This window comes from Streptomyces sp. NPDC004610 (assembly GCF_040609715.1).
Lineage (GTDB): Bacteria > Actinomycetota > Actinomycetes > Streptomycetales > Streptomycetaceae > Streptomyces.
Window position 1 is genome coordinate 17,042 of the sequence record NZ_JBEXLA010000049.1, and the last position, 21,026, is coordinate 38,067.

General features: G+C 72.9%; 21 protein-coding genes and 1 tRNA gene. 11 read left to right on the forward strand and 11 right to left on the reverse strand.

The features are described from left to right. The first annotated feature begins 55 nt into the window (after positions 1-55). Entirely contained in the window at positions 56-232 is a 177-nt protein-coding gene (locus tag ABZX40_RS37135; RefSeq protein WP_355749302.1) for a hypothetical protein, read from the forward strand. A gap of 31 nt (positions 233-263) precedes the next feature. Here ABZX40_RS37135 and mscL read toward each other — a convergent pair whose 3' ends face one another. From mscL to ABZX40_RS37165, 6 genes are all read right to left on the reverse strand, one after another. After that, positions 264-740 (reverse strand): large conductance mechanosensitive channel protein MscL, encoded by a 477-nt coding sequence (gene mscL, locus ABZX40_RS37140; RefSeq protein ID WP_355749299.1) that lies wholly within the window; start codon positions 738-740, stop codon positions 264-266. A 189-nt stretch (positions 741-929) separates the two neighbouring features. Beyond that, positions 930-1,418 (reverse strand): hypothetical protein, encoded by a 489-nt coding sequence (locus ABZX40_RS37145; RefSeq protein ID WP_355749296.1) that lies wholly within the window; start codon positions 1,416-1,418, stop codon positions 930-932. Positions 1,419-1,728: 310 nt separating this feature from the next. Then, positions 1,729-2,565, reverse strand: a complete 837-nt coding sequence (locus ABZX40_RS37150; protein WP_355749293.1) for an S-methyl-5'-thioadenosine phosphorylase — start codon at positions 2,563-2,565, stop codon at positions 1,729-1,731. A 217-nt stretch (positions 2,566-2,782) separates the two neighbouring features. Continuing rightward, entirely contained in the window at positions 2,783-3,133 is a 351-nt protein-coding gene (locus ABZX40_RS37155; RefSeq protein ID WP_355749290.1) for an FmdB family zinc ribbon protein, read from the reverse strand. A 67-nt stretch (positions 3,134-3,200) separates the two neighbouring features. Further along, a complete protein-coding gene (locus ABZX40_RS37160) occupies positions 3,201-4,493 on the reverse strand; it encodes an MFS transporter (protein WP_355749287.1) in 1,293 nt (430 codons plus the stop codon). Positions 4,494-5,012: 519 nt separating this feature from the next. Then, positions 5,013-6,593: a potassium/proton antiporter gene (locus tag ABZX40_RS37165; protein ID WP_355749284.1), complete on the reverse strand. Its 1,581-nt coding sequence runs from the start codon at positions 6,591-6,593 to the stop codon at positions 5,013-5,015. Between the two features lie 221 nt (positions 6,594-6,814). Between ABZX40_RS37165 and ABZX40_RS37170 the strand changes: the two genes are divergently transcribed. Then, the gene (locus tag ABZX40_RS37170; RefSeq protein WP_355749281.1) at positions 6,815-9,667 is read left to right on the forward strand and encodes a penicillin acylase family protein; all 2,853 of its coding nucleotides are present in this window, start codon (positions 6,815-6,817) and stop codon (positions 9,665-9,667) included. 83 nt (positions 9,668-9,750) lie between these two features. Here the strand turns inward: ABZX40_RS37170 and ABZX40_RS37175 are convergent, their stop codons facing one another. After that, positions 9,751-10,365, reverse strand: coding sequence for a 5-formyltetrahydrofolate cyclo-ligase (locus ABZX40_RS37175; protein WP_355749278.1), 615 nt, complete (start codon positions 10,363-10,365; stop codon positions 9,751-9,753). A gap of 93 nt (positions 10,366-10,458) precedes the next feature. Between ABZX40_RS37175 and galU the strand changes: the two genes are divergently transcribed. The 7 genes from galU (at position 10,459) to ABZX40_RS37210 (ending at position 16,260) form a co-directional block, all read left to right on the forward strand. Beyond that, entirely contained in the window at positions 10,459-11,361 is a 903-nt protein-coding gene (gene galU, locus ABZX40_RS37180) for a UTP--glucose-1-phosphate uridylyltransferase GalU (RefSeq protein WP_355749275.1), read from the forward strand. Positions 11,362-11,365: 4 nt separating this feature from the next. Then, positions 11,366-12,688: a gephyrin-like molybdotransferase Glp gene (gene glp, locus ABZX40_RS37185; protein ID WP_355749272.1), complete on the forward strand. Its 1,323-nt coding sequence runs from the start codon at positions 11,366-11,368 to the stop codon at positions 12,686-12,688. 80 nt (positions 12,689-12,768) lie between these two features. Further along, positions 12,769-13,248, forward strand: coding sequence for a cyclic pyranopterin monophosphate synthase MoaC (moaC, locus tag ABZX40_RS37190; protein WP_355749269.1), 480 nt, complete (start codon positions 12,769-12,771; stop codon positions 13,246-13,248). Further along, on the forward strand, positions 13,245-13,790 hold the full coding sequence (locus ABZX40_RS37195; protein WP_355749266.1) for a MogA/MoaB family molybdenum cofactor biosynthesis protein: 546 nt from the start codon (positions 13,245-13,247) through the stop codon (positions 13,788-13,790). The genes moaC and ABZX40_RS37195 overlap by 4 nt, the downstream gene beginning before the upstream one ends. A 17-nt stretch (positions 13,791-13,807) precedes the next feature. Then, entirely contained in the window at positions 13,808-14,464 is a 657-nt protein-coding gene (locus ABZX40_RS37200; protein WP_355749263.1) for a GNAT family protein, read from the forward strand. Positions 14,465-14,652: 188 nt separating this feature from the next. Further along, on the forward strand, positions 14,653-16,080 hold the full coding sequence (gene glpR, locus ABZX40_RS37205) for a gephyrin-like molybdotransferase receptor GlpR (RefSeq protein ID WP_355749260.1): 1,428 nt from the start codon (positions 14,653-14,655) through the stop codon (positions 16,078-16,080). A 106-nt stretch (positions 16,081-16,186) separates the two neighbouring features. Continuing rightward, positions 16,187-16,260, forward strand: a tRNA-Ala gene (locus ABZX40_RS37210). Positions 16,261-16,331: 71 nt separating this feature from the next. Here ABZX40_RS37210 and ABZX40_RS37215 read toward each other — a convergent pair. Both ABZX40_RS37215 and ABZX40_RS37220 read right to left on the reverse strand, forming a co-directional pair. Next, entirely contained in the window at positions 16,332-16,835 is a 504-nt protein-coding gene (locus ABZX40_RS37215; RefSeq protein ID WP_355749257.1) for a hypothetical protein, read from the reverse strand. 262 nt (positions 16,836-17,097) lie between these two features. Beyond that, the gene (locus tag ABZX40_RS37220; RefSeq protein WP_355749354.1) at positions 17,098-17,847 is read right to left on the reverse strand and encodes a sulfite exporter TauE/SafE family protein; all 750 of its coding nucleotides are present in this window, start codon (positions 17,845-17,847) and stop codon (positions 17,098-17,100) included. A gap of 108 nt (positions 17,848-17,955) precedes the next feature. Between ABZX40_RS37220 and ABZX40_RS37225 the strand changes: the two genes are divergently transcribed. Further along, positions 17,956-18,864 carry a LysR family transcriptional regulator gene (locus ABZX40_RS37225; protein ID WP_355749255.1) on the forward strand — a complete coding sequence of 303 codons (909 nt, stop codon included), beginning with the start codon at positions 17,956-17,958 and terminating at the stop codon, positions 18,862-18,864. A gap of 25 nt (positions 18,865-18,889) precedes the next feature. Here ABZX40_RS37225 and ABZX40_RS37230 read toward each other — a convergent pair whose 3' ends face one another. Then, on the reverse strand, positions 18,890-19,363 hold the full coding sequence (locus ABZX40_RS37230; RefSeq protein WP_355749351.1) for a GNAT family N-acetyltransferase: 474 nt from the start codon (positions 19,361-19,363) through the stop codon (positions 18,890-18,892). 154 nt (positions 19,364-19,517) lie between these two features. Here ABZX40_RS37230 and ABZX40_RS37235 point away from each other — a divergent pair, with 154 nt between their 5' ends. Beyond that, positions 19,518-20,321, forward strand: a complete 804-nt coding sequence (locus ABZX40_RS37235; RefSeq protein ID WP_355749252.1) for an exodeoxyribonuclease III — start codon at positions 19,518-19,520, stop codon at positions 20,319-20,321. 1 nt (position 20,322) lies between these two features. On the opposite strand, the gene ABZX40_RS37240 is transcribed toward ABZX40_RS37235, so the two are convergent. Next, positions 20,323-20,946: a MerR family transcriptional regulator gene (locus tag ABZX40_RS37240; protein WP_355749348.1), complete on the reverse strand. Its 624-nt coding sequence runs from the start codon at positions 20,944-20,946 to the stop codon at positions 20,323-20,325. Positions 20,947-21,026 lie beyond the last annotated feature (80 nt).

Below are 21,026 nucleotides of genomic sequence, written 5' to 3' on the forward strand. Positions count from 1 at the left end.
ATCGTGCCTAGACGCGACCGCGGGGGTCTCCCGTCCGGGGCCGTACGCTGGAGGCATGAGTACCGCCTCCGCCCCCGAGCCGCGCGCCCCGAAGCCCCGGCTGGTCTTCGATGATCCGCTGGACGCCCAGTCCTCGGACGACACCGACCGTGGCTGGGGCGAGCGGACCGCCCCGGAGAGCGCCGACGACCTCAAGCGCTTCCTCGACGAGAAGCCGCCCCACCACCTGTGAAGCGCGGCGGCGGGGCGGGACGCCACCCGCGCTACCGCTCGTCGTGCCCCGACCCGCGCTGGGCGACCAGCGCGTCCCGGATCTCCTTGAGCACCTCCAGCTCGCTCACCTCGATGACCTCCTGGGTGCCCTCCTTCGCCTTGCGGCGGGCCTCCACCCGGGCCAGATACTTCGCCATCGGCAGCACCATCAGGAAGTAGACGACCGCCGCCGTGATCACAAAGCTGAGCGCGGCGCCGAGCACCGAGCCCCACAGGATCATCACGCCACTGCTGACCGTGCCGTCCGCGGCCTTCTCGCAGGGGCCCTTGAGGCAGGAGCTGTAGCTGTCCAGGTTCTGTGTGCCGATCGCCCCGACCAGCGGGTTGATGATGCCCTTCACCACCGAGTTGACGACGTTGGTGAAGGCGGCGCCGATGACCACCGCTACTGCCAGATCGACGACGTTGCCGCGCGTCAGAAAGGCTTTGAAGCCGTCCCAGACGCCCGGTTCCTTCTTCTCGCTCACCTCGGAGCCTTCTTTCGTACCTGTGGGGAGTGGCCGAACAGACCGGTCCGCAACCTACGTCAGGGCGCAGCCGTTCTGTCCAATCCCCTCCCTCGAACGAGGGACTTGACAGGGGGCCTGAGAAAGGTCCTGAGCAGGGGCCTGGGCGGGGGATCGAGGGCGGGGCTGCCGGGTGGCCCGCCGCCGGGTTCAGCACAGTGTCACCGCCAGCCGCCCCGTGGTGCCCGCGCCGACCAGCCGCGCGGCCGTCGCCCGGGGGACCGACAGCACCACCAGCGCCCCGGTACCGGCCGACTCGTCCACCGGCTCCGGCACCTCCGTCACCAGCGCGCCCCGCGCCACCACCCGCGCGTCCCCGCCCGCCGCCGACCCCTGGGCCGCGACCACATCGACCCGGTCACCGGCCCGCAGCAACCGGACCGTGGCGCCGTCCGCGATCCGCACCGGCGCGGTCACCCGCTCGGCCCGCCGTTCCTCGCCCGTCCCGGCCGGGGCCGGATGCCCCCGCGCCCGCCCGTCGCCCCCGGCGTCCGCGACGACCAGGGCGGCGGCGATGAGCGCCAGCCCGGCGGCGAGCCCCCGCCCACCCCGCCGTACCCACCGCCGCCGCCACGGCCCGTAGCGCATACCGCGCACCCGCACGGGCGCGAACTGCGGCACCGACCGGGGCGGCGGCACATCACTGCCGGACGGGTGGGGGCACGGGTCCCCGGTGAAGGACTGAGGGGAGTGAGAGATGCGCGGGACGGGAGGAACGGGAGGAACGGACACGGCGGTCACCACCTGCGAGCGAGGGAAGGGGAGGGAAGCGGCTGCTCAGCCATGGATTCGGCTGCTCAGCCATGGATCCGGCTGCTCAGCCCACGATGGGCCTTCTCGCCGATCCCCGCCGAAGCCCGTGCCCTACTCCCCGGTTGTGGACAACTCCGCCACCCGAACGAGGAGTTCCGCCGCCCACATCCCCAAAACAGTGCGCCCCCGCCCCCACCTACGGCAGCGCGATCCCCGGATCCGCCCCGTTGAGCGCGTTCGCGCACAGACAGTCGCGCGCCTCGTTCGACGGCAGCGAGGCCACCGTGTCGAAGAGCACGTCCCGCAGTCGGTCGACGTTGGCCGCGAACACCCTCAGCACCTCGTCGTGCGAGACGCCCTCGCCGCTCTCGGCGCCCGCGTCCAGGTCCGTGACCAGGGCCAGCGAGGAGTAGCACAGCTCCAGCTCACGGGCGAGCGTGGCCTCCGGGTGCCCGGTCATCCCCACCACCGACCAGCCCTGCGCCGTGTGCCACAGCGACTCGGCGCGGGTGGAGAAGCGCGGTCCCTCGATCACGACCAGCGTCCCGCCCTCCACCACCTCCCAGTCCCGGCCGCGCGCCGCCTTGAGCGCACCGGCCCGGCCGACGGGGCAGTACGGGTCGGCGAAGGAGATATGGACGACGTTGGAGGCGGACCCGTCGGGCAGCGGCAGCCCGTCGTAGAACGTCTGGGGTCGGCCGCCCTTCGTACGGTCCACCAGCTGGTCGGGGATCAGCAGGGTCCCCGGGCCGTAGTCGGGCCTCAGGCCGCCCACCGCGGAGGGGCCGAGGACCTGGCGCACCCCGAGGGAGCGCAGCGCCCAGAGGTTGGCCCGGTAGTTGATGCGGTGCGGCGGCAGATGGTGTCCGCGGCCGTGCCGGGGCAGGAAGGCGACCCGCCGGCCGGCGATCTCGCCGACGAAGAGGGAGTCACTGGGCGGCCCGTACGGGGTGTCGACCTGGACCTCGGTCACCTCGTCCAGGAACGAGTAGAAGCCGGAGCCGCCGATTACACCGATCTCTGCGTTCGCCATGCCCAGCACATTAGTCGCCGGGCGGGGCGCAGGCGGCGGACCCGGATGCCCGGCGGACCCGGATGCCGGCCGGACTCCGGATGCCGGCTAGACCCCGGATGCCGGCCGGACCCGGACGCCCGCCGGACCCCGTCGCGTCCGTCCCCCGGAGCGCCCGGCCCGCCGGGGACGCCGAAAACCCCGCCGTCACGTGGACGGCGGGGCCGATGGGCGGCGGTCAGGCCGCGGAGCTGCTGGTGGAGGTGCCGGAGCCGGACGGCTTCGAGGACTTCCCGTCGGAGGACGACGAGGAGGAGGTGGAGGAAGAGGCCGACGACGAGGAGTCGGAGGACGACGACTTCGCGTCCGCGTTCGCGGCGGGCTTCGACGCCGGGGCGCTGCTCGACGAGGAGCCGCGGCTGTCGTTGCGGTAGAAGCCCGAGCCCTTGAAGACGATGCCTACCGCGGAGAACACCTTCTTGAGGCGGCCACCGCAGGTGGGGCACTCGGTCAGGGCGTCGTCGGTGAACTTCTGCACCGCCTCGAGGCCCTCGCCGCACTCGGTGCACTGGTACTGGTACGTCGGCACTGTCTTCCTCCTGGCACTCTCACTCGATGAGTGCTAACGACGGTCCATAGTGACGTATTCCTCGGGATCAGTCCACCGCCACCGGGGCGCGGTGACCCACGCCACGCGCCACCGTACGGCCACGGGGGCGCGTGTTGAGCCGGGAGCGCAGGGACAGGAGCGTCACCAGGGCGAGCAGGGTGCCGCCCATCGGCACCAGGAACCCGGCACCGTCCCAGAAGCGGTCCTCCAGCTGTCCGGCGACCGTCACGGCCGCCGCCTGCCCCAGGGCGACCGCGCCGGTCAGCCAGGTGAACGCCTCTGTGCGGGCCCCGGCCGGGACCAGGCCGTCGACCAGGGTGTAGCCGGTGATCAGGGCGGGGGCGATGGACATGCCGACCAGCAGGCCGAGCCCGGCCAGGACCGGCGCCGAGTGCGCCGCCCAGAGACCGGACGCGGTCAGCGCGAGCGCCGCGTAGCCGACGACCAGCCGGTGCTGCGGGGCCGACTTCCAGGCGATGGCGCCGCAGACGATGCCGGAGATCATGTTGCCCGCCGCGAAGACGCCGTACAGGACGCCGTTCAGCCCCGGTTCGCCGATCGACTCGCTGAACGCGGCCAGCGACACCTGCATCCCGCCGAAGACCGCCCCGATGCCCAGGAACGCCACGATCAGCACCCGTACGCCGGGCACCCGCAGCGCGGAAGCCCGCTCCACGCGCGCGTGGTGGCCGCCCGATACCTGGGGCTGGCTCTTCTTCTGCGCGGCGAACAGCAGACCGCCGACCAGGGTGAGCGCGGCCTCGGTGAGCAGACCGGCGGCCGGGTCGACGGTGGTGCACAGGGCCGTCGCCAGCAGCGGGCCGACGACGAAGGTCAGCTCGTCCGTCACGGACTCGAAGGCGGCGGCGGTGCTCATCAGGGGCGTGCCCTGGAGCCGGGCGGCCCAGCGGGCGCGGACCATGGGGCCGATCTGCGGCACGGAGGCGCCGGTGGGGACGGCCGCGACGAACAGCGCCCACAGGGGCGCCCCCGAGAGCGCCAGCGCGGTCAGGGCGAGGCCCGACAGGGTGTGCGCGAGGACGCCGGGGAGCAGCACCGCGCGCTGCCCGTGCCGGTCGGCCAGACGGCCCGTGAAGGGCGCGAACAGCGCCATGGAGACGCCGGTGACGGCCGCGACGGCGCCCGCCGCGCCGTAGGAGCCGGTGGTGTGCTGCACCAGCAGCACGATGGAGATGGTGAGCATCGCGAACGGCTGCCGGGCGGCGAAGCCGGGGAGCAGGAACGTCCAGGCGCCCCGGGTGCGCAGCAGTTGTCCGTAGCCCGGACGGGAAACGTTCGGCGCGTCCTTCGAGGGCTCGCCGGTGACCGCGGAATCCACGGCCCCGTGCCTTTCTGCCGCCTGGTAGCGCGCCCGTGCGGGGGGCGCCGAGAGCTGTCCTCTTGCGCGGAACTGCGGTAGATACCGGCATCCACTGCGAGGTGCTTCCGGCCGCCATACGGTCGTCGCGCCAGCTCTGCGTCAGGCAGAGTCGGTTCGATCAGGTCCGCCCCCATCGTACAAGGGTGCGGGCCCGCGAGCCGCTCACCGACCGACAGGGCACCCGCCCCGCTCGCACCCGCCCCGCTCGCACCCGCCCGGCTCGCACCCGCCCCGCGCGCGGGAACCCCGCCGACCCGCACCCGCCCGGCGCGCAGGCACCCCGCGCGCGGGAACCCCGCCCACCCGCAGACACCCCACCCGCACCCGCCCGGCTCGCACCCGCCCCGCGCGCGGGAACCCCGCCGACCCGCAGACACCCGCTCGCACCCACCCCGCGCGCGGGAACCCCGCCCCCCCGCAGACACCGCACCCACCCCCGCAGACACCCCCCCCGCAGACACCCCCCACCCCCCACCCTTACCTCCGCCGCACCCCCGTAGCCCCCGTCCCCGCCCCGTTCGGCCCCAGCCACCCCGCCAGCTTGCCGCCGTGGCCGACCGCGCGGAGGCGGGCCTCGGCGGCGTCGCGGACCGGGTCGGTGGCGACGACGAGGAGTTCGTCGCCGCGCCGCAGCACCGTGCTGGGCAGGGGGACGAACGATTTTCCTTCGCGCACGACCAGGGTGACCGCGGCGCCCGCCGGGAGCCGCAGCTCATTGACCTCGACACCGTGCATCCGGGAGCCCTCGGGGATGGCGACCGACAGCAGATGGCCGCGCAGCCGCTCCAGGGGGGCCGATTCGATGCCCAGGTCGGCCGCCTCGGCGCCCTTGCCCAGCTTCAGCATGCGGGCGAGCCACGGCAGGGTGGGCCCCTGGACCAGGGTGTAGACGACGACCAGCACGAACACGACGTTGAAGATCGTGCGGCTGCCCTCGACGCCGTTCACCATGGGGATGGTCGCCAGGATGATGGGCACCGCGCCGCGCAGCCCGGCCCACGACATCAGGGCCTGCTCCGTCCAGGGCACCCGGAACGGCGTCAGGCACACCACCACGCTCAGGGGCCGCGCCACCATGGTCAGCACCAGCCCGATGAGCAGTGCCGGGATGATGTCGTCGCCCAGTTCGTGCGGGGTGACCAGCAGGCCGAGCAGCACGAACATGCCGATCTGGGCGATCCAGCCGAGCCCGTCGGCGAAGCCCCGGGTGGCGGGCGCGTGCGGCAGCCGGGCGTTGCCCAGCACCATGGCGGCCAGATAGACGGCGAGGAAGCCGCTGCCATGGGCCAGCGCGCCGGCCGCGTAGGCGGTGACGGCGATGGCCATGACGGCGATCGGGTAGAGGCCGGAGGCGGGCAGCGCCACATGCCGCAGCCCCCAGGCGCCCACGAACCCGACCGCGAGGCCGATGGCGGCGCCGATGGCCAGCTCCATCGCTATCGTCCCCAGCAGGACGTACCAGTGGTCGATCGGCCCGGCGGTGGAGAAGGCGACGACCAGGATGACGACCGGGGCGTCGTTGAAGCCGGACTCGGCTTCCAGGGTGCCCGTCACGCGCGCGGGCAGCGGAATCCTGCGCAGTACCGAGAAGACCGCCGCCGCGTCCGTGGAGGACACCACGGCCCCGATGATCAGTGCCTGCCGCCAGTCCAGCCCGACCAGGTAGTGCGCGGCCACCGCGGTGATCCCGACGCTCACCGCGACCCCGGCCAGGGCCAGCGCGGAGGCCGCGGGCAGGGCCGGTTTGATCTCCTTCCACTTCGTGCCGAGCCCGCCCTCGGCCAGGATCACGACCAGGGCCGCGTATCCGATGACCTGGGTCAGTTCGGCGTTGTCGAATTGGATGTCGCCGATGCCGTCCTGCCCCATCGCGACGCCGATGCCCAGGTACACGAGCAGGCTGGGGAGCCCGCTGCGCGAGGAGATCCGGACGGCCGCGACGGCGACGAGCAGGACGAGCGAGCAGACGAGCAGGAGTTCGTTGAGGTCGTGGACAGTCAGCGGCCGTTCCCTTCCCTGGCCCACGCGCGCGTCCCGCGCATGAGCAGACACGTACACCGGACACGGGAGGGCGTGGCGCCCTCCGGTCCCATTACTTCGTTACCTTACCTAACTCTTGACGCTTTCTTGACGCGGTTGCGGGACAAGATCGAACGCTCGTGCGCGCCGGTTCCCCGGTCCGCGTCAAGTGCCCTCAGGCCCTGCGCCTATGGTTGCTCCAGCGTTCAGTCAAAAGCACAGCCCGCCCTGCCGCTCGCGTGAGGACAGCAAGGACAGCGATGCCCCCCAACACCACCGCCACCACGGGTCGCACGCCCGGCACATCCGGCAGGAAGAAGGGACGTAAGGCCCGGCTGTTCGTGCTGGTCCTGGTGCTGGCGATCATCGGCGGCCTCGCCTATGGGGCGTACTGGACCATCAGTACCGTGCGCGCCTCCTTCCCGCAGACCACGGGCGAGATCACCCTGGACGGCCTCGCGGGCCCGGTGGACGTCAAACGCGACGGCAACGGCATCCCGCAGATATACGCCTCCTCCGACGAGGACCTGTTCATGGCCCAGGGCTATGTGCAGGCGCAGGACCGGTTCTACGAGATGGATGTGCGCCGCCACATGACCTCGGGGCGCCTGTCGGAGATGTTCGGCGAGGGCCAGGTCGAGAACGACGCCTTCCTGCGCACCCTGGGCTGGGACCGGGTGGCGAAGGAGGAGTACGACTCCACGCTCAGCGACGAGACCAAGTCGTACCTCCAGGCGTACGCCAAGGGGGTCAACGCCTATCTCGCGGGCAAGGACGGCGCGGACATCTCCCTGGAGTACGCGGCGCTCGGCTTCACCAACGACTACGCGCCCCAGGAGTGGACCCCGGTCGACTCGCTGGCCTGGCTGAAGGCGATGGCCTGGGACCTGCGCGGCAATATGCAGGACGAGATCGACCGGGCCCTGATGACCAGCCGGCTCGGCCCGCAGCAGATCGCCGACCTGTACCCGCAGTACCCCTACGACCGCAACCAGGCGATCGTCCAGGAGGGCCAGTACGACGAGCTGACCGAGACCTTCGACGGCGGCGACGACGGCGCCACCACCGGCGACGGCACCGGCACCGGGACGGGCACCGACGGCACGGGCACCGGCACCGGCCTGACCGACCCCGCCACCGGCCTCGGCACGGGCACCGACGGCGCCTCGGACGCCACCGGGACGGGCACCGGCACCTCCACCGAGTCCTCGGGCCTCCAGAGCCAGCTCTCGGGCCTGTACGACCTGCTCGACAACGTGCCCGAGGCCGTCGGGGTGAACGGCAACGGCATCGGCTCCAACTCCTGGGTCGTCGGCGGCGAGCACACCATCACCGGCAAGCCGCTGCTGGCCAACGACCCGCACCTGTCGGCGGCGCTGCCCTCGGTCTGGTACCAGATGGGCCTGCACTGCCGCGAGGTCTCCGAGAGCTGCCAGTACGACGTCAGCGGCTACACCTTCGCCGGGATGCCCGGCGTGGTCATCGGCCACAACCAGGACATCTCCTGGGGCATGACCAACTCCGGCGCCGATGTCACCGACCTCTACCTGGAGAAGCTCACCGGCGACGGCTACCTCTACGACGGCAAGGTCAAGCCGTTCACCACCCGCGAGGAGACCATCGAGGTCGCCGGCGGCGAGTCCAAGACCATCGTGGTCCGCGAGACCAACAACGGCCCCCTGCTCTCCGACCGCGCCGCCGAACTCGTCCAGGTCGGCAAGAGGGCCGGGGTCGACACCGCCGCCCCCGACCGCGGCGACGGCTACGGGGTCGCCCTGCGCTGGACCGCGCTCGACCCGGGCACCTCCATGGACGCCGTCTTCGCGATGAACAAGGCGTCCGACTGGGAGGAGTTCCGCGAGGCGGCGACGCTCTTCGAGGTGCCCTCGCAGAACCTCGTCTACGCCGACACCGAGAACCACATCGGCTACACCCTGCCCGGAAAGATCCCCACGCGCGCGCAGGGCGCCGACGGCTCCGTCCCGCAGCCCGGCTGGGACCCGGACCACGCCTGGACCGGCTGGGTCGACCAGGACGAGCTGCCCTACGAGTACGACCCGGACCGCGGCTACATCGTCACCGCCAACCAGGCCGTCGTGGACGAGGACGACTACCCGCACACCCTCACCACCGACTGGGGGTACGGCACCCGCAGCCAGCGCATCACCGATCTGATCGAGTCGAAGATCAAGGACGGCGGCAAGGTCTCCACCGACGACATGCGCCAGATGCAGCTGGACAACAGCAGCGAGATCGCCCGGCTGCTGGTCCCGGTGCTGCTGAAGATCGACGTCGACGACAAGGACGTCCGCGAGGCGCAGAAGCTCCTGGAGGGCTGGGACTACACCCAGGACGCCGATTCGGCGGCGGCGGCCTACTTCAACTCGGTGTGGCGCAACATCCTCAAGCTCGCCTTCGGCAACAAGCTGCCCAAGGAACTGCGCGTCCAGGGCCAGTGCCTGTGGGTCGACCCCATCGCGAACACCGGTCCGGTGGATGACGACACCAAGGTCCGCGAGTGCGGTCGGCGCGACGCCGACCAGGCGCAGCCCGACGGCGGCGACCGCTGGTTCGAGGTGGTGCGCAATCTGATGGACGAGCCGGACAGCGAGTGGTGGACGACGCCGGAGTCGGGCAACGGCCGCCCGGCCGCCGACAACCGCGACGAGCTGCTGCGCCGGGCCATGATCGACGCCCGCTGGGAGCTGACGGCCAAGCTCGGCAAGGACATCGACACCTGGAGCTGGGGCCGGCTGCACCGGCTGTTCCTGAAGAACCAGACCCTGGGCACCGAGGGCCCCGGCTTCCTCCGGTACGCCCTCAACCGGGGCCCCTGGAAGCTCGGCGGCGGCGAGGCCACGGTCAACGCGACCGGCTGGAACGCGGCGGGCGGCTACGGCGTCGTCTGGGTGCCGTCGATGCGGATGGTGGTCAACCTCGACGACCTCGACAAGTCGAAGTGGATCAACCTCACCGGCGCCTCCGGGCACGCCTACAACGCCCACTACACCGACCAGACCCAGATGTGGGTCGACGGCGAACTGCTGGACTGGGCGTTCACCGAGCAGGCGGTGGAGGAGAGCACCAGCGACACGCTGGTCCTCAGGCCCTGAGCCACCACCCCGTGACCCCGGTTCCGCAAGGGCCCTCCACGCGCGTGGAGGGCCCTTCCCGTCTCGGTCGGTCTCCTGCCGGATCAGCCGAAGCGGCGTACGCCCGACGGGGTGACGACGGCCTGCACCGCGCGGTCGTGCGGCTCGGTGGGGACCCGCTCCAGGACCTCCGCGTCGTACAGCAGCACCACCAGGGCGGGCCGGGCGCCCGCGCGCTCCAGCCGGGCCAGGACCCGGTCGTAGGAGCCGCCGCCGCGGCCCAGGCGCATCCCGCGGGCGTCGACCGCCAGGCCCGGCAGCAGCACCACCTCGGCGTCCGTCACCGCGTCCGGGCCGAGCGCCTCGCCGGCCGGTTCGAAGAGGGTCATCCGCCCGCCGCGCCGCACCCGCGCGAGGGAGCCCTCGCCGTCGTAGGCGCCCCAGTCCAGGTCGTTGTCCGGCAGCAGGGCGGGCAGCAGGACCCGCACGCCCCGCGCGCGCAGGGCGTCCAGCAGGGCGATGGTGCCGGGCTCGCTGCCCACCGAGACATACGCCGCCACCGTGCGCGCCCGCGCCAGCTCGGGCAGTTCGAGCGCCCGTTCGGCCAGCGCCCGCCCCGCGTCCCGTACGACATCTCCCGGCAACCTCTCCCTCACCGTGAGGAGATGTCGCCGCAATGTTCGTTTGCCAGTGTCACGCGCACGTTCGAAATGATTCATTCCTGCTCCCATACTGTAATAATTGTGCTCATATGAGAGCCAATTAACCGGAGCCGCAGATTCATCACAAAGGCACCGGATAGGGTTGCGCCCATGACTCAGTCGCACCCCAGGATCAGCAAGGCTGTCATTCCCGCAGCAGGTCTGGGCACCCGGTTCCTGCCGGCCACCAAGGCCACTCCCAAGGAGATGCTGCCGGTCGTGGACAAGCCGGCGATCCAGTACGTGGTCGAGGAGGCCGTCGCCGCCGGACTCGACGACGTCCTCATGGTCACGGGACGCAACAAGCGCCCCCTGGAGGACCACTTCGACCGCAACTACGAGCTTGAGTCGGCTCTCGGCAAGAAGGGCGACGCCGCGCGGCTCGCCAAGGTCCAGGAGTCCAGCGACCTCGCCACCATGCACTACGTCCGCCAGGGCGACCCCAAGGGCCTCGGCCACGCCGTGCTCTGTGCCGCCCCGCACGTCGGCGACGAACCCTTCGCCGTCCTCCTCGGCGACGATCTGATCGACCCCCGCGACCCCCTCCTCCAGCGCATGATCGACGTCCGCGAGCAGCACGGCGGCAGCGTCATCGCCCTCATGGAGGTCGCCCCCGAGCAGATCCACCTCTACGGCTGCGCCGCCGTCGACGCCACCGACGAGGGCGATGTCGTCAAGGTCCACGACCTGGTCGAGAAGCCCACCGCGGCCGACGCCCCCTCGCACTACGCCATCATCGGCCGCTATGTCCTCGACCCCCATGTCTTCGGCATACTCCGCCGGACCGAGCCCGGCCGGGGCGGCGAGATCCAGCTCACCGACGCCCTCCAGCAGCTCGCCCAGGACGAGAAGGTCGGCGGCCCCGTGCACGGCGTCGTCTTCAAGGGCCGCCGCTATGACACCGGCGACCGCGGCGACTACTTGCGTGCCATTGTCAGACTCGCGTGCGAACGTGAAGATCTGGGACCGGACTTCCGGACCTGGCTCCGCAGTTACGTCACCGAGGAGATGTAGCCACTTGAGCACCGCCGCGCCCCGCCCCGCCGGCCAGGACCACCTCTGGTCGGTGGACGAACACCTGGAGGACATCCTCGCCACCGTCCGCCCGCTCGACCCCATCGAGCTACAGCTGCTCGACGCCCAGGGCTGTGTCCTGGTCGAGGACATCACCGTGCCGCTGTCGCTCCCGCCGTTCGACAACAGCTCGATGGACGGGTACGCGGTCAGGGTCGCGGATGTCGCGGGCGCGAGCGAGGAGTTCCCCGCCGTCCTGGAGGTCGTCGGGGACGTGGCGGCGGGCCAGGCCGACCTGCTCACCGTCGGCGCCGGACAGGCCGCCCGCATCATGACCGGCGCCCCCCTGCCGCCGGGCGCGGAGGCCGTCGTCCCCGTCGAGTGGACCGACGGCGGGCTCGGCGGCGGCCCGGTCACCGGGATGCGCGCCCGCAGCCTCGGCCCCGAGGGCGCCACCGGCCAGGTCCACGTCCACCGCGAGGCCTCGCCCCGCGCCCATGTCCGCGCCCGGGGCAGCGACGTCAGGGCGGGCGCCCGCGCGCTGGAGGCCGGTACGGTCCTCGGGCCGCCGCAGATCGCCCTGCTCGCCGCCATCGGCCGCGGCACCGTCCGGGTCCGCCCCCGCCCGCGCGTGGTCGTGATGTCCACCGGCAGCGAACTCGTCCAGCCCGACGAACAGCTCGGCAGCGGCCAGATCTACGACTCCAACAGCTTCGCCCTCACCGCCGCCGCCCGCGACGCCGGAGCCATCGCCTACCGGGTGGGCGCCGTCGCCGACGACGCCGACACCCTGCGCACCACCATCGAGGACCAACTCGTCCGCGCCGACCTCATGGTCACCACGGGCGGGGTGAGCGTCGGCGCCTACGACGTCGTCAAGGAGGCCCTCTCCCATGTGGGCGACGAGGACGAGGCGGGCAGCGGCATCGACTTCCGCAAGCTCGCCATGCAGCCCGGCAAGCCCCAGGGCTTCGGCTCCATCGGCCCCGACCACACCCCCCTGCTCGCCCTCCCCGGCAACCCGGTCTCCTCGTACGTCTCCTTCGAGCTGTTCGTCCGGCCCGCGATCCGCACGCTCATGGGCCTGCCCGGCGTCCACCGGCCCCGCACCCGCGCGCGACTGACCGCGCCCGAGGCGCTGACCTCGCCCAAGGGCCGCAGACAGTTCCTGCGCGCCACCCACGCCGACGGCACCGTCACCCCGGTCGGCGGCGCCGGATCGCATCTGATCGCCGCCCTCGCCCACGCCGACGCGCTGATCGTCGTCCCGGAGGACACCGAGCGCGTCGAGCCGGGCGCCGAGGTCGAGGTGGTCCTGCTCGGCTGAGCCGCCCCTGGTGGGGGTACCGTGTCGCGCACAACAGGCCCCTGCGGCGCGGCGGGCCCGGACCGGGAGCGCGACACACCATGAGCACGCAGGACCGACTCACCCACCTCGACGACGCCGGCGCGGCCCGCATGGTCGATGTCTCGGACAAGGCCGTGACGGCGCGCACGGCGCGCGCGAGCGGGCGCGTCCTGGTCTCGCCCCGGGTGGTCGAGCTCCTGCGCGGCGAGGGCGTACCCAAGGGCGACGCGCTCGCCACCGCGCGCATCGCGGGCATCATGGGCGCCAAACGCACCCCCGACCTGATCCCGCTCTGCCACCCGCTGGCGGTCTCAGGTGTGAAACTGGACCTGTCGGTCGCGGACGACGCCGTGGAGATCACCGCCACGGTGCGCACCACGGACCGCACGGGCGTCGAGATGGAGGCCCTCACCGCGGTCTCCGTCGCCGCGCTCACCGTGATCGACATGGTCAAGGCGGTCGACAAGGGAGCGGTCATCACGGACGTACGGGTCGAGGAGAAGACGGGCGGCACGTCCGGCAACTGGAGCCGGGCATGAGCGCCGCCCCCTACACCGCGCTGGTCGTCACCGCCTCCAACCGCGCCGCCGCCGGGGTCTACGAGGACAAGGGCGGCCCGCTGATCGCCGAGGGCCTCACCGCCTCCGGGTTCACCGTCGACGGCCCCCGGGTGGTGCCGGACGGCGACCCTGTGGAGGCCGCCCTGCGCGCGGGCGTCACCGCCGGGTACGACGTCATCGTCACCACCGGCGGCACCGGCGTCTCGCCCACCGACCGCACCCCGGAGGCCACCCGCGCGGTGCTCGACCGCGAGGTCCCCGGCATCGCGGAGGCGATCCGCGCCCACGGCCGCGACAAGGTCCCCACGGCCGCCCTGTCCCGGGGCCTGGCCGGGATCGCGGGCGGCACCCTGATCGTCAACCTGCCGGGCTCGACCGGCGGCGTACGGGACGGCCTGGCCGTTCTGGAGCCCCTGCTGCGGCACGCCGTGGACCAGCTCCGCGGCGGCGACCACCCCAGGCCCACCGCGGACCACGCGCGGGCCGACGACGCATCCAGACGCCCCGGGGGTGCCCGCTGAACAGTCCGTCATGGCCGGTGGAGCTGGTCGACGGCGATGTCGTCCTCCGGCCGATAAAACTGCGCGACCAGCGGGCCTGGCGTGAGGTCAACCGGCGCAACCGGGACTGGCTGCGCCCCTGGGAGGCGACCATCCCGCCGCCCACCCCGGGCGGCCCGATCACCCACCGCCCCACCTACCGCCAGATGGTCCGTCATCTGCGCGCCGAGGCCGGCGCCGGGCGGATGCTGCCCTTCGTCATCGAGTACCAGGGGCGGCTGGTGGGGCAGTTGACCGTCGCCGGGATCACCTGGGGCTCCATGTGCTCGGGGCACATCGGCTACTGGGTGGACCAGGCGGTGGCCGGGCGCGGGGTGATGCCGACCTCCGTGGCCCTCGTCGTCGACCACTGTTTCCGCACGATCGGGCTGCACCGCATCGAGGTGTGCATTCGCCCCGAGAACGGCCCGAGCCGCCGGGTCGTGGAGAAACTCGGATTCCGCGAGGAGGGCCTGCGCCCGCGTTATCTGCACATCGACGGTGCCTGGCGCGACCATCTCGTCTTCGCGCTCACCGCCGAGGAAGTCCCCGAGGGGCTCCTCGCCCGCTGGCAGCGCTCGCGCGCGCAGAGCACGGCCCAGGAGCGGCCGAGCAGGCCCTGGGACCGGCAGAACACCCCGGGGAATCCTCCGTGACCGGGACGACCCGGCATTAAAATTGAATACATGTTCGAATTCGATCGCATCGATGCATTGGATTTCATGGTTCGTACCGTCTGTTGATCGCATCGATCACAAAAAAAGTTCGAAATATCAGCCGGATCGTGCGACACACCGGCTCAATTGGCGGATGGCCCCACACAAACCCCTCTACCGTGTGAGGCGTGAGCAGCAGCGGCCTCATCTACGCAGTCATTGTCGGGGCCTGGGCCGCCTACTTGGTGCCTATGTGGCTCCGTAGGCAGGACGAGCTGAACGAGGCCCGTCCGACGGAACGCTTCAGCACCGCCATCCGGCTGCTGTCCGGACGGGCGGGCATGGAGCGCCGGTACGCCAAGGACCTGCGGACCCGCTCGGCCGACGAGGCCGAGCCGGGGTCCCACCCGGGCGACGCCACCGACTCGGTGGACGTCCGGGCCTTCGCCATGCCCCCGGCATCCCGCCGCGAAAGCGGCGAGGGGAACGAGGCCGGGCTCGGGGCCGGCCCCGGGGCCGCGCAGGGCCGCCGCCCCACACCCCAGCAGGCCCAGGCGCAAGCCCAGGCCCAAGCTCAGGCCCAGGCTCAGGCTCTGGCCCGGGTGCAGGCGCAGGCCCAGGCGCGGGTGCAGGCCCAGGTGCAGGCCCGGCTCCAGGCGCAGGCGCAGGCCCGCGCCCAGGCGCAAGCCCAGGCCCAGCCCAGGCCCCCCGCGCAGGCCACCGCACCAGCATCGGCATCGGTACCGGCATCGGCCGCAGGGGCAGCCGCCGCCGCCCGCTCGGCCGAGGCCCAGAGGGCGGCCCGTACCCCCGCCGCCGAGGCCGCAGCCGCCCGCGCGCGGCGTTCGAAGGTGCTGGCCCGCCGCCGCCGTACCACCGTCGTCCTGTTCCTCGCCTTCACGGTGGGCGCGATCGTCGCGGCCGTCGGGGGGCTGGCGTTCCTGTGGGCGCCGGGGGTGCCCGCGGTGATGCTCAGCACGTACATCGCCTATCTGCGCTCCCAGGAGCGCCGCCGGTTCGCGTACCAGATGGACCGGCAGCGGGCCGAGGCCGCCGCGCAGCGGCTGCGCGAGCGGGAGCGGCTGCCCCGCCGGGCGGCGTCCGTGACCGCCGCCGACAGCGACGAACCGGAGGCCGACCCCGAGCCGGGAACGGACCCCGGGCTCTCGGCGCTCGCGGCGGACCGCCGGGCGCTGGTGGAGCAGACCGACCACGCCGAGTGGGTCGACCAGCAGCGGGAGCGGCAGCGCGGGCCGGGCCAGGGCGACAGCTGGGACCCGGTACCGGTGCCGCTGCCGACGTATGTGACGGCGCCGGTCGCGCCCCGCGCCACCTCCGACGTCGACCTCGGGGCGCCCGACGCGTGGAGCTCGGCCCGGTCCAGTTCCGTCGCCCGGGAACAGGAGCGGCGGCCGGCCGCCGAGGAGGGGGAGCCGGGCGCCGAACCACCCGCGGCTCCGGGACCCGCGGCCGAGGACCGGAGCGACGACGACGGCCGCAGCGACGCCCGCCGCGCCGCGTCCGCGCGCCGCGCCCGGGAGCGGGGCCGGACCCCGCTGTTCGACCAGTACGACCCCTACGAGGACGGCGACCGGCCGCGCGCGGCCAACGAGTAGCCGGGCCCCGCGCCGCCTCACGCGGGGCCCGCGCGGGCCCTCGTGGCGGCCCCGGAACGGATTTCCGGGCACGCCGATCGGGGTGCTAAGGTTTCACTCGTTGCAAGGGCCTGTGGCGCAGTCCGGTAGCGCACCTCGTTCGCATCGAGGGGGTCTGGGGTTCAAATCCCCACAGGTCCACCGCACATTGATGAAGGTCCCCACCGACTCCGGTCGGTGGGGACCTTCGTCGTTGCCGCGGGTTCCGTCCCTCAGCCCAGCAGTCCGCCCGAGACCGGCCCCGCCCCCAGCCCCGTCCCCGCGTCGTCCGTGTGGCGGTGGAGCCAGTCATCCAGGTCCAGGGCCGTTTCCAGGGGTTCGCGGGTCATGTGGGCGCGCAGGGGCGGGGCTTCGGGTGAGGACGCCTCGGCGCTGTGGAGGTCCGTGACGAACGTCGCCTCCGCCGGGGCGAAACGGGTGCGCGCCGCTCGGGGGGAGACGTCCAGGGCGTCGCCGAGGGCCGGCCAGTCCGCGCCCGCTCGGCGTTCGAAGACCACCGCCGCCTCCACCAGGCGCTGCGCGGCGGCGAGGACGCGGAGCGCGTCGGCGAGGGCGGCGCCCGGGGCCGTCGCGGTGCCGTCCGCAGCGAGATCGTCCGGCGCGAACGGGACCGACGCGCGCGCCAGGTCGGACAGCGCGCACGCCGCGTAGGACATCAGGACGCGGGCGTGGGCGGCGTCGGGGCGGGGGCCGTCGCCGTTCGTCGACGGAGTCACTGGTCCCCTCCTGTGGCCGCGCCCGGCGTCGGGGTTTCCGAGCCCGGGACCGGGGTTTCCGAGCCGGGGCCCAAGCTTTCCGAGCCCGGCGTCAGGGTTTCCGAGCCCGGGACCGGGGTTTCCGAGCCGGGGCCCAAGCTTTCCGAGCCCGGCGTCAGAGCTTCCGCGCCCGGGGCAGGGGCTTCCGAGCCCGGGACCGGGGTTTCCATACCCCGCGTCAGGACATCCCCGCCCCGCCCCAGCGCACCCCCGCCCCGGCTCATCACCCCCGCCAGAAGTACAGGCACGTCATCACCACCGCCGTAGTCAGGATCACCGCTCTCAGCGCGCGGGCCGGTAGCGCGCGGGCCAGGTGGGCGCCCGCGTAGCCGCCGAGGACCGCGCCGGTCAGCATCGCGGTCAGCAGGAGCGGGGTGCGCAGGGCGTCCGACGCGGCCAGGAACAGGGCCGTCGCGCTGAGGTAGACCGCCGCGAGCTGGGCGATCCGCATCGGATTGGTGGCCGCCGCGTCCAGGCCCAGGCCGATGCTCCACAGCGCCAGCATCATGATGCCTACGGCCCCGCCGAAGTATCCGCCGTACACCGCCAGCACGAACTGTCCGGCCAGGAGGGACGGCGCGCTCATCCCGCGTGCGCCGCCCAGCGCGCGCGAGAGGCGGCGGCCGAAGGCCAGGACGAGGGTGGCGAAGGCCAGCAGCCAGGGGGCCGCCGCGTCGAACGAGGTCGCCGGGAGGGTGAGCAGGAGCACCGCGCCGACCGCGCCGCCCGCCACGCTCACCGCCGTCAGCCGGGGCGTCGGCACCGGTCCCACCTGGGTCAGTTCCCGGCGGTAGACCCAGGTGGAGGCCACCGCGCCGGGGACCAGGGCGATCCGGGACACCGCGTTCGCCGTCACCGGGGACAGTCCGCAGGCGACCAGCGCGGGCAGGGCGACGAAGGTGCCGCCCCCGCCCATGGCGTTCAGCACACCCGCGGCGACACCCGTCAGACCGACCAGCAGCAGCTCCCACATCCGCCGAGCATCGCCGGGCACGGGCGCCGCTCACAATGGGTACACCGTGCGCTATCCGCGCACCCAGCCTCTGGCTCAGACTGAGGCTGACGGGGCTACGCTGGCCGCGTGCGCTACGACCTCGACGACCTGCGGCTCTTCCTGCACATCGTGAACGAGGGCTCCATCACGGCCGGTGCCCGGCTGATGCATCTCAGCCTGCCGTCGGCCAGCGCCCGGATCCGCGCCCTGGAGCACCACGCCGGGGTGACCCTGCTGATCCGCGGGCGCCGGGGGGTGCGCCCCACCCCCGCCGGGAGCACCCTCGCCCGGCACGCCCGTGACGTCCTGGACCGCACCGCCCGGCTGGAGAGCGCCGTCGCCAGCTACACCGCCTCGCCCACCGCCCGCCTCACCCTGCTGGCCGGGGGCTCCTCGCTGCACCGGCTGGTGCCGAGGGCGCTGATCTCGTTCCTGCGCGCCCACCCGGACGTCGATGTCGCCGTGTCCGAGAGCCGTACCCCGCACACCCTGCGGATGCTCGCCGACGGGCAGGCCGATCTGGGGCTCGTCCTGGACGACGAGGCCCATGACAGCACCCTGCGCCGGGAGCCGCTCGGCGATGACTCCCTGGTGGTCGTGGGGCAGGCCGGGGGTGTGCTCGCCGGGCGGACCTCGCTCACCTACAGCGAGGTCGCCGAGCATCCCCTCGTCGGACTGGACGCCGGGTCCTCGCTGCGGCGCTGGATGGAGCGCCATCTCGGACCGCACGCGCCCGCTGTGCGCTACCGCACCACCGTCGCCGATCTCAATGTCCTGATCTCGCTGGCCGCCGCCGGTGCCGGGCTCGCGGTCGTGCCCCGCCGGGCCGTCGATCCGCTCCAGCCGCTCGATGTCCGCGCTCTCCAGGAGCCCTGGGCACGCCGCCACCATCTGCTGGCCTGGGGGGTCGAGGGGCGCCCGGCGCCGGAGGCCACGGAGGCGCTCGCCGCGCATCTGCGCCGGGCCGCGCACTCCGAGGAGACCCGCCACCCATGAGGCGGTGCTGGTGCTGATGCTGGTGCTACAGGGGCTTCGCGTAGCAGAGGCTCGACGGGTAGTGCCGGTAGTAGCCGAACTTGACGCACGGCTCGTAGCCGCTGGACGCGTACAGGGCGATGGCCTCCGGCTGTTCGGTGCCGGTCTCCAGGACCATGCGGACGCGTCCGGCCGCGCGGGCGTCGTCCTCCAGGGCGGTGAGGATCCGGCGGGCCAGGCCCCGGCCGCGCAGATCCCGGACGACGAACATCCGCTTCAGTTCCGCGTCGCCGTCCTCGTTGCCCTCGCCGTTGCTGTCCTGGCGGCGCCAGCCGCCGGTGGCGACGGGGCGGCCGGTGCCGTCGTAGGCGATGAGGTAGACGCCGTACGGGGGCCGGAAGTCGGTCGGGGTCAGGGCGGTCGCGTCGCCGCCGCCGTAGCGCTCGTGGTACTCGGCCTGGACCTCGTCGTTCAGCTTCACCGCGTCGGGGTGGTCGAAGGGCAGGGCCCGTATCTCGATGAGGTCGGTCGTGGCGGTCATGCGTGTCCTGTCGGGGCTGTCGGGGTGGTCAGGGGTGCTGCTCACCAGGAAAGGGTGCCTCAGGGTGGGTGGGGGCGGCACACGGATATGCGTCGTGAATGGACTGGGTCCATTGTGCGGGTAGGGTGCCGGGGTGCTCACTGTGACCTCCGTGAATGTGAACGGGCTGCGTGCCGCCGCCAAGAAGGGCTTCGTGGAGTGGCTCGCCGCCACCGACGCCGATGTGCTGTGCCTCCAGGAGGTGCGCGCCGAGCCGGAGCAGTTGCCGGAGCACGTCCGTGACCCCGAGGGCTGGCATGTGCTGCACGCCCCGGCCGCCGCCAAGGGGCGCGCGGGGGTGTCCCTCTACACCCGGCGTGAGCCGGACCGGGTGCGGATCGGGTTCGGGTCGGCGGAGTTCGACGGCAGCGGGCGCTACGCGGAGGTCGATCTGCCGGGGGTGACCGTCGCCTCGCTGTATCTGCCGTCCGGCGATGTGGGCACCGAGCGGCAGGACGAGAAGTACCGGTTCATGGCCGAGTTCGCCGCCCATCTGAAGGAGCTGCGCGAGCGGGCCGCCGCCGATGGGCGCGAGGTGCTGGTCTGCGGTGACTGGAACATCGCGCACGAGCGGGCCGACCTCAGGAACTGGCGCGGCAACATCAAGAACTCCGGCTTCCTGCCGGAGGAGCGGGAGTGGCTGGGTTCGGTGTTCGACGCGGAGGGGGTCGGGTACGTGGATGTGGTGCGGTCGCTGCATCCGGAGGCGGAGGGGCCGTACTCCTGGTGGTCGTACCGGGGGCGGGCGTTCGACAACGACACCGGCTGGCGGATCGACTACCAGGTGGCCACGCCGGGGCTCGCCGGGCAGGCGGTCAAGGGGTATGTGGAGCGGGCGGCCACGCATGGCGAGCGGTGGTCGGACCACGCGCCGGTGACGGTGGTGTACGACCGGTAGGTCAGGGACTCCCCTTCGCCGTCCGCCGGTCCAGCGCCAGGGACAGTTCCGCCTCCACCACGCTTCTGGCCAGCGGGCGCAGGCGCGGGAGGTCCTCCTCGGGGGCGTGCCGGAGGACGAGGTCGGCGAAGAGAGCGGCGAGGGCGTCGGCGTGCTCACGCACCAGGCGGCCCGCCGCCAGGACCTCCGACAGCGGGATGCCCTCGGCGACCAGGGCCCGGGAGACATCGAGCAGCCGTCGGCTGATGTGCACGATCTCCTCGCCGTCCGTGCCGAGATAGCCGAGGTCGAGGGCGGCGGCGAGATTCTCCGGGGTGGCCTGCCCGGCGAAGGCGTCGGCGAGTTCCTCCGGGGTGAGGCGTACCGGCGTCTCCTCGCTGGGCGGGCCGACGCCCAGCAGATCGGCGACATCGCGCCCGTGCTCGAAGGCCTCCGCCAGTTCCGCGATGCCGCTGAGGGTGTGCCCGCGTTCCAGCAGCGCCGCGATGGTGCGCAGCCGGGCCAGATGGTGGTCGTCGTACCAGGCGATGCGGCCCTCGCGGCGGGGCGGTGGGATCAGTCGGCGTTCGCGGTAGAAGCGCAGGGTGCGCACGCTGATCCCGGCCAGCCGGGCCAGCTCCGCCATGCGGTACTCCGGCGCCTCGGGCGCCCGCGCCGCCCCCTGCTGTGTTTCTGCCACGCCCGCACCTTAAGTCGTACCGTCGG

What these genes read in the sequence shown, in the direction of transcription:
- moaC (WP_355749269.1), top strand. Translation starts at nt 12,769, where the DNA reads ATGAGCACGCAGGACCGACTCACCCACCTCGACGACGCCGGCGCGGCC.
- ABZX40_RS37170 (WP_355749281.1), top strand. Translation starts at nt 6,815, where the DNA reads ATGCCCCCCAACACCACCGCCACCACGGGTCGCACGCCCGGCACATCC.
- ABZX40_RS37220 (WP_355749354.1), bottom strand. Translation starts at nt 17,847, where the DNA reads ATGTGGGAGCTGCTGCTGGTCGGTCTGACGGGTGTCGCCGCGGGTGTG.
- ABZX40_RS37195 (WP_355749266.1), top strand. Translation starts at nt 13,245, where the DNA reads ATGAGCGCCGCCCCCTACACCGCGCTGGTCGTCACCGCCTCCAACCGC.
- galU (WP_355749275.1), top strand. Translation starts at nt 10,459, where the DNA reads ATGACTCAGTCGCACCCCAGGATCAGCAAGGCTGTCATTCCCGCAGCA.
- ABZX40_RS37135 (WP_355749302.1), top strand. Translation starts at nt 56, where the DNA reads ATGAGTACCGCCTCCGCCCCCGAGCCGCGCGCCCCGAAGCCCCGGCTG.
- ABZX40_RS37150 (WP_355749293.1), bottom strand. Translation starts at nt 2,565, where the DNA reads ATGGCGAACGCAGAGATCGGTGTAATCGGCGGCTCCGGCTTCTACTCG.
- ABZX40_RS37175 (WP_355749278.1), bottom strand. Translation starts at nt 10,365, where the DNA reads ATGAATCATTTCGAACGTGCGCGTGACACTGGCAAACGAACATTGCGG.
- ABZX40_RS37240 (WP_355749348.1), bottom strand. Translation starts at nt 20,946, where the DNA reads ATGGCGGAGCTGGCCCGGCTGGCCGGGATCAGCGTGCGCACCCTGCGC.